Here is a 5,459-nt window from a genome sequence, read left to right on the forward strand (position 1 = left end):
CAGCTTTTCATGGCCGCTTACAGCGACACGTGTTCATCTCCTCGTACACGGGCGATGAGGCGGCGCCGCTGACGCTCGTCGCGGGCCCGGCCGAGGGTCGGGTCGTCGAGGTGGCGGAGGAGGAGACCGGCGGGCCGCGCGGCTACGTGTACCAGGCGCCCGAGGGCTTCACCGGATCCGACACCGTCACCCTGCGGGCCACGAGGGACGGCGTGACGACGACGCGGACGGTGACCGTGCGGTTCGGCGACCCCCGCGTGGACCTCTACGACTGGGAGAACGGGCGGATCCCGGGGTTCGTGACCTTCCCCGTGGCCGGTCTGTTCGACGACGCTCCGGCTCCGGGTCAGCCGGCCGATCCCGACACTCCCACCTCGCCGGCGGAGCCCGAGACCCCTGCGGATCCGGCCGACGGCGAGCACACGGTGCCGGACACGGTCGAGACCGGGCGTGGTCCGGCGGCGTGGCCCGTCGCCGTCGCGGTGCTGGCCGCGGGCGTCCTGGCCGTGGTGCGCCGGCACCGCGTCGCGGCCTGACCGCGCCGGTCAGCGGGGCGCGAGCAGCGCGCTCTTCTCCGGGTGCTCGTCGAACCACTGGGCGACGTACCAGCACATCGGCACGATGCGGCGGCCCCCCGCGGGGCCGCCGTTCGTCTCGATGTCCTCGACGGCGCCCGCGGTCAGCGCGGCGGCGTGGCCCCGGCCGCGGTGCACGGGGATGGTGAACGCCCGGTTCAGGGAGACGGCCGCGCCGTTGTCCCGGAAGTCGAGGACGGCGAGCAGTGTGCCGCCGTCGTGGAGCTCGTAACGGGACTCGGCGTCATTGCGGGTGACGGTGGGAGAGGTGCTCATGCCGGGGCAACCCCCGGTGGTGACGGGGTATTCCGGTGCCGGCCGGCGGCGGGCTCCTACATGTAGTGGTCCGCGGGGGTCGGACACGCCGCTCGCAGACGTGGCGAACTCGACTTTCCGGCTGTGGGAACCCGGCCCCGAGATCTCCACCGGCTGTGGACAGTCGACCTCGGTCCCGGCGTGTCCCGCATGTCCGCGCGGATCGTCTCGCACAGCAGGGTGTGGACAGGATGGGCAGAGGGTGGGGATACGTAACTACAGCGGTGTGACTACTACATGTAGGGATGGTTCCCGGCCGTGATCACTAGATGTAGTATCGACGCAGATGTTCGGCACGCCCCGCGATGCACCTCGCGAGCGCCGCGCCGACACCCGCAGACCACCAGAGACCACGAAGGAACAGGGATCGCCATGACCGTCACCGTGTACACCAAGCCGGCCTGCGTGCAGTGCAACGCCACCTACCGTGCACTGGACAAGAAGGGCATCGCCTACGAGGTCGTGGACATGTCCCAGGACCCCGCCGCCCTCGAGCGCGTCCGTGCCCTCGGCTTCATGCAGGCCCCCGTCGTCGTCACCGAGACCGACTCCTGGTCCGGCTTCCGCCCGGACAAGATCGCCGAGCTCGCCGAGTCCGCCGCGGCATCGGTGGCCTGACCGGAGCCGACATGACCGTCGCCGCGGACCCGAGCCACATCCGCTCGGCCGAGGCGCAGGGGCTCGTCCCCACCGACGCGGGACTGATCTACTTCTCCTCCGCCTCCAACTACACGCACCGCTTCGTCGAGAAGCTCGAGCTGCCCGAGGACCGGGTGGCTCGACTGCCGTTGATCACCCGGGAGCCCACCCTCGGGGCCACCGCCCCGTACGTCCTGATGACCCCCACCTACGGCGGGGGCAGCGGGCCGGGCGCGGTCCCGAAGCAGGTGATCAAGTTCCTCAACGTCCCGGAGAACCGTCACTGGATTCGGGGCGTGATCGCGTCCGGGAACACCAACTTCCATGAGGGCTACTGCCTGGCCGGCTACATCATCTCCCGCAAGTGCCAGGTGCCCCTCATGTACAAATTCGAGCTGATGGGCACGCCCGACGACGTCGAACGCGTCCGCGGCGGCCTGGAAGGACTGTGGACATGACCACCACCGCACCCACCGAGGCGGACCTCATCCGCCAGGCGAAGAACATGCCCGCCGAGTGGCAGAACCTCGGCTACCACGAGCTCAACGCCATGCTGAACCTCTACGGCGCCGACGGTCGCATCCAGTTCGAGGCCGACCACGCGGCCGCGCGCCAGTACTTCCTGCAGCACGTCAACACCAACACGGTGTTCTTCCACGACCTGGAGGAGAAGCTCGACTACCTGCAGAAGAACGACTACTACGAGACCGAGACGTTCGAGCAGTACCCCTTCGAGTTCATCCGGGGCCTGTTCGATCGTGCCTACAAGGCCAAGTTCCGCTTCCCGACATTCCTCGGCGCGTTCAAGTTCTACACCTCGTACGCCCTGAAGACCTTCGACGGCAAGCGCTACCTCGAGCGCTACGAGGACCGCGTCGCCGTCGTCGCCCTCCACCTGGCCCGGGGCGACCAGGAGCTGGCCACCCACCTGGTGGACGAGATGATCGCCGGCCGCTTCCAGCCGGCCACCCCCACCTTCCTCAACTCGGGCAAGAAGCAGCGCGGCGAGCTCGTCTCCTGCTTCCTGCTGCGCATCGAGGACAACATGGAGTCGATCGCCCGCGGCATCAACTCCGCCCTGCAGCTGTCCAAGCGCGGCGGCGGCGTGGCCCTCTCGCTGACCAACATCCGCGAGCACGGCGCGCCCATCAAGCAGATCGAGAACCAGTCCTCCGGCGTCATCCCCGTGATGAAGCTCCTCGAGGACTCCTTCTCCTACGCCAACCAGCTCGGCGCGCGCCAGGGCGCCGGCGCGGTGTACCTCAACGCGCACCACCCGGACATCCACCGCTTCCTCGACACCAAGCGCGAGAACGCGGACGAGAAGATCCGCATCAAGACCCTCTCCCTCGGCGTCGTGATCCCGGACATCACGTTCCAGCTGGCGAAGAAGAACGAGGACATGTACCTGTTCTCGCCGTACGACGTCGAGCGCGTCTACGGGGTGCCGTTCTCCGAGATCTCCGTGACCGAGAAGTACTACGAGATGGTCGACGACGCGCGGATCAAGAAGACCAAGATCAACGCGCGCGAGTTCTTCCAGACCATCGCCGAGATCCAGTTCGAGTCCGGCTACCCGTACGTCGTGTTCGAGGACACCGTGAACGCCGCGAACCCGATCAAGGGCCGCATCACCATGTCCAACCTGTGCTCCGAGATCCTGCAGGTCTCCGAGGCCTCCGAGTACAACGAGGACCTGAGCTACGCCCACGTGGGCCAGGACATCTCCTGCAACCTCGGCTCGATGAACATCGCCAAGACCATGGACTCGCCGGACTTCGGCCGGTCCGTGGAGACCGCGATCCGTGCGCTGACGGCCGTGTCGGTCATGTCCGACATCCAGTCGGTGCCGTCCATCGCCAAGGGCAACGCGGCCTCCCACGCCATCGGCCTGGGGCAGATGAACCTCCACGGCTACCTGGCGCGCGAGCGCGTCCACTACGGCTCCGAGGAGGGCATCGACTTCACGAACATGTACTTCTACGCGGTGCTGTTCCACGCGCTGCGGGCCTCGAACCGGATCGCCATCGAGACCGGCCAGCGGTTCGGCGGGTTCGAGGACTCGAAGTACGCCTCCGGGGAGTTCTTCGACAAGTACACGGACCAGGAGTGGGCGCCCGCCACCGAGCGCGTCGCCGAGCTGTTCGCCGCGGCCGGCATCGCGCTGCCCACGCAGGACGACTGGCGTGAGCTGAAGGCCTCCGTCATGGAGCACGGCATCTTCAACCGCAACCTGCAGGCCGTTCCGCCGACGGGCTCGATCTCCTACATCAACAACTCGACCTCCTCGATCCACCCGGTGGCCTCGAAGATCGAGATCCGCAAGGAGGGCAAGCTCGGCCGCGTGTACTACCCGGCGCCGTACCTCACCAACGAGAACCTCGAGTACTACGAGGACGCGTACGAGATCGGCTACGAGAAGATCATCGACACGTACGCCGCGGCGACGCAGCACGTGGACCAGGGTCTGTCCCTGACGCTGTTCTTCAAGGACACGGCCACCACCCGTGACCTGAACCGCGCGCAGATCTACGCGTGGACGAAGGGCATCAAGACGATCTACTACATCCGCCTGCGCCAGCTCGCGCTGGAGGGCACCGAGGTCGAGGGCTGCGTCAGCTGCATGCTCTGACAGCCGGCCATTCGAGGCGGGAATCCGGCGTATTCCGCGCTTCTGAGCGCAGGTGCGCTCGATTTCCCGCCTCGAAGCGGGGCGGCGCGCCTGGCCGGGCGGGGCGGGCCCACGACGTCGTGAGCCCGGACCCGCCCGAGTGGCTGCCGCTGCCCCTGCGGGCCTAGACTGTCCCGGACCCGCGCCCCGATGACCGTGCTCCCGAGAGCCCCCGGAATCCGCGGATTCTCAACGAATTCTTCTGAAGGATGTGCCCTGCCGTGACCGAGACCCAGCAGTCCCACCTCGTCGAGGCGATCAACTGGAACCGCATTCAGGACGAGAAGGACGTGGAGGTGTGGAACCGCCTCGTCAACAACTTCTGGCTGCCGGAGAAGGTGCCGCTGTCCAACGACGTCCAGTCCTGGTCCCACCTCACGGACGAGGAGCGACTGCTCTCCATGCGCGTGTTCACGGGCCTGACGCTGCTGGACACGATCCAGGGCACCGTGGGCGCCGTCTCCCTCATCCCGGACGCCATGACCCCGCACGAGGAGGCCGTCCTCACGAACATCGCGTTCATGGAGTCGGTGCACGCGAAGTCGTACTCCTCGATCTTCTCCACGCTGGCCTCCACCCCGGAGATCGACGAGGCGTTCCGCTGGTCCCGTGAGAACCGGAACCTGCAGGCCAAGGCCGGCCTGATCGTGGAGCGCTATGACGGCCAGGACCCGTACAAGAAGAAGATCGCCTCCACCCTGCTCGAGTCCTTCCTCTTCTACTCGGGCTTCTACTGGCCCATGTACCTCTCCGCGCACGCCCGCCTCACCAACACCGCCGACCTGATCCGCCTGATCATCCGCGACGAGGCCGTGCACGGGTACTACATCGGCTACAAGTACCAGCGGAGCATCGAGACCCTGCCGGAGGAGAAGCGGGAGGAGCTCAAGGCCTTCACCTTCGAGCTGCTGTTCGAGCTGTACGAGAACGAGGTCGAGTACACCCATGACCTCTACGACGCCCTCGGCCTGGCCGAGGACGTGAAGAAGTTCCTGCACTACAACGCGAACAAGGCGCTGATGAACCTGGGCTACGAGCCCATGTTCCCGGCCGAGACCACGAACGTGAACCCCGCCATCCTCTCCGCGCTCTCCCCGAACTCGGACGAGAACCACGACTTCTTCTCCGGCTCCGGCTCCTCCTACGTGATCGGCAAGGCCGAGAACACCGAGGACGAGGACTGGGACTTCTGATCCCGTCCGCCTGAGGCCCTTGATGGGCCCCGCCGTCCGCAGGCCACCACGACGCCGGCCCGCACC

5 protein-coding genes and 1 pseudogene are annotated in these 5,459 nt (G+C 67.1%); 5 read left to right on the top strand and 1 reads right to left on the bottom strand.

What is annotated here, in order from left to right; all coding sequences use genetic code 11:
- Nucleotides 1-536, top strand: a pseudogene (locus SJ20_RS08845) (hypothetical protein); the annotation flags it as partial.
- Nucleotides 537-545: 9 nt separating this feature from the next.
- Here the strand turns inward: SJ20_RS08845 and SJ20_RS08850 are convergent.
- On the bottom strand, nt 546-851 hold the full coding sequence (locus tag SJ20_RS08850) for a GNAT family N-acetyltransferase (protein ID WP_044659652.1): 306 nt from the start codon (nt 849-851) through the stop codon (nt 546-548).
- 411 nt (nt 852-1,262) lie between these two features.
- Here SJ20_RS08850 and nrdH point away from each other — a divergent pair, with 411 nt between their 5' ends.
- The 4 genes from nrdH (at nt 1,263) to nrdF (ending at nt 5,393) form a co-directional block, all read left to right on the top strand.
- Complete coding sequence (gene nrdH / locus SJ20_RS08855) at nt 1,263-1,508, top strand: glutaredoxin-like protein NrdH (protein WP_036313172.1); 246 nt, start codon at nt 1,263-1,265, stop codon at nt 1,506-1,508.
- An 11-nt stretch (nt 1,509-1,519) separates the two neighbouring features.
- On the top strand, nt 1,520-1,987 hold the full coding sequence (gene nrdI, locus SJ20_RS08860) for a class Ib ribonucleoside-diphosphate reductase assembly flavoprotein NrdI (RefSeq protein WP_004167610.1): 468 nt from the start codon (nt 1,520-1,522) through the stop codon (nt 1,985-1,987).
- 47 nt (nt 1,988-2,034) lie between these two features.
- Nucleotides 2,035-4,161, top strand: a complete 2,127-nt coding sequence (nrdE, locus tag SJ20_RS08865; protein ID WP_200891087.1) for a class 1b ribonucleoside-diphosphate reductase subunit alpha — start codon at nt 2,035-2,037, stop codon at nt 4,159-4,161.
- A 248-nt stretch (nt 4,162-4,409) separates the two neighbouring features.
- The gene (gene nrdF, locus SJ20_RS08870; RefSeq protein ID WP_239074567.1) at nt 4,410-5,393 is read left to right on the top strand and encodes a class 1b ribonucleoside-diphosphate reductase subunit beta; all 984 of its coding nucleotides are present in this window, start codon (nt 4,410-4,412) and stop codon (nt 5,391-5,393) included.
- Nucleotides 5,394-5,459: the final 66 nt, after the last annotated feature.

Source organism: Micrococcus sp. MS-ASIII-49, from assembly GCF_000946635.1.
Taxonomy (GTDB): domain Bacteria; phylum Actinomycetota; class Actinomycetes; order Actinomycetales; family Micrococcaceae; genus Micrococcus; species Micrococcus luteus.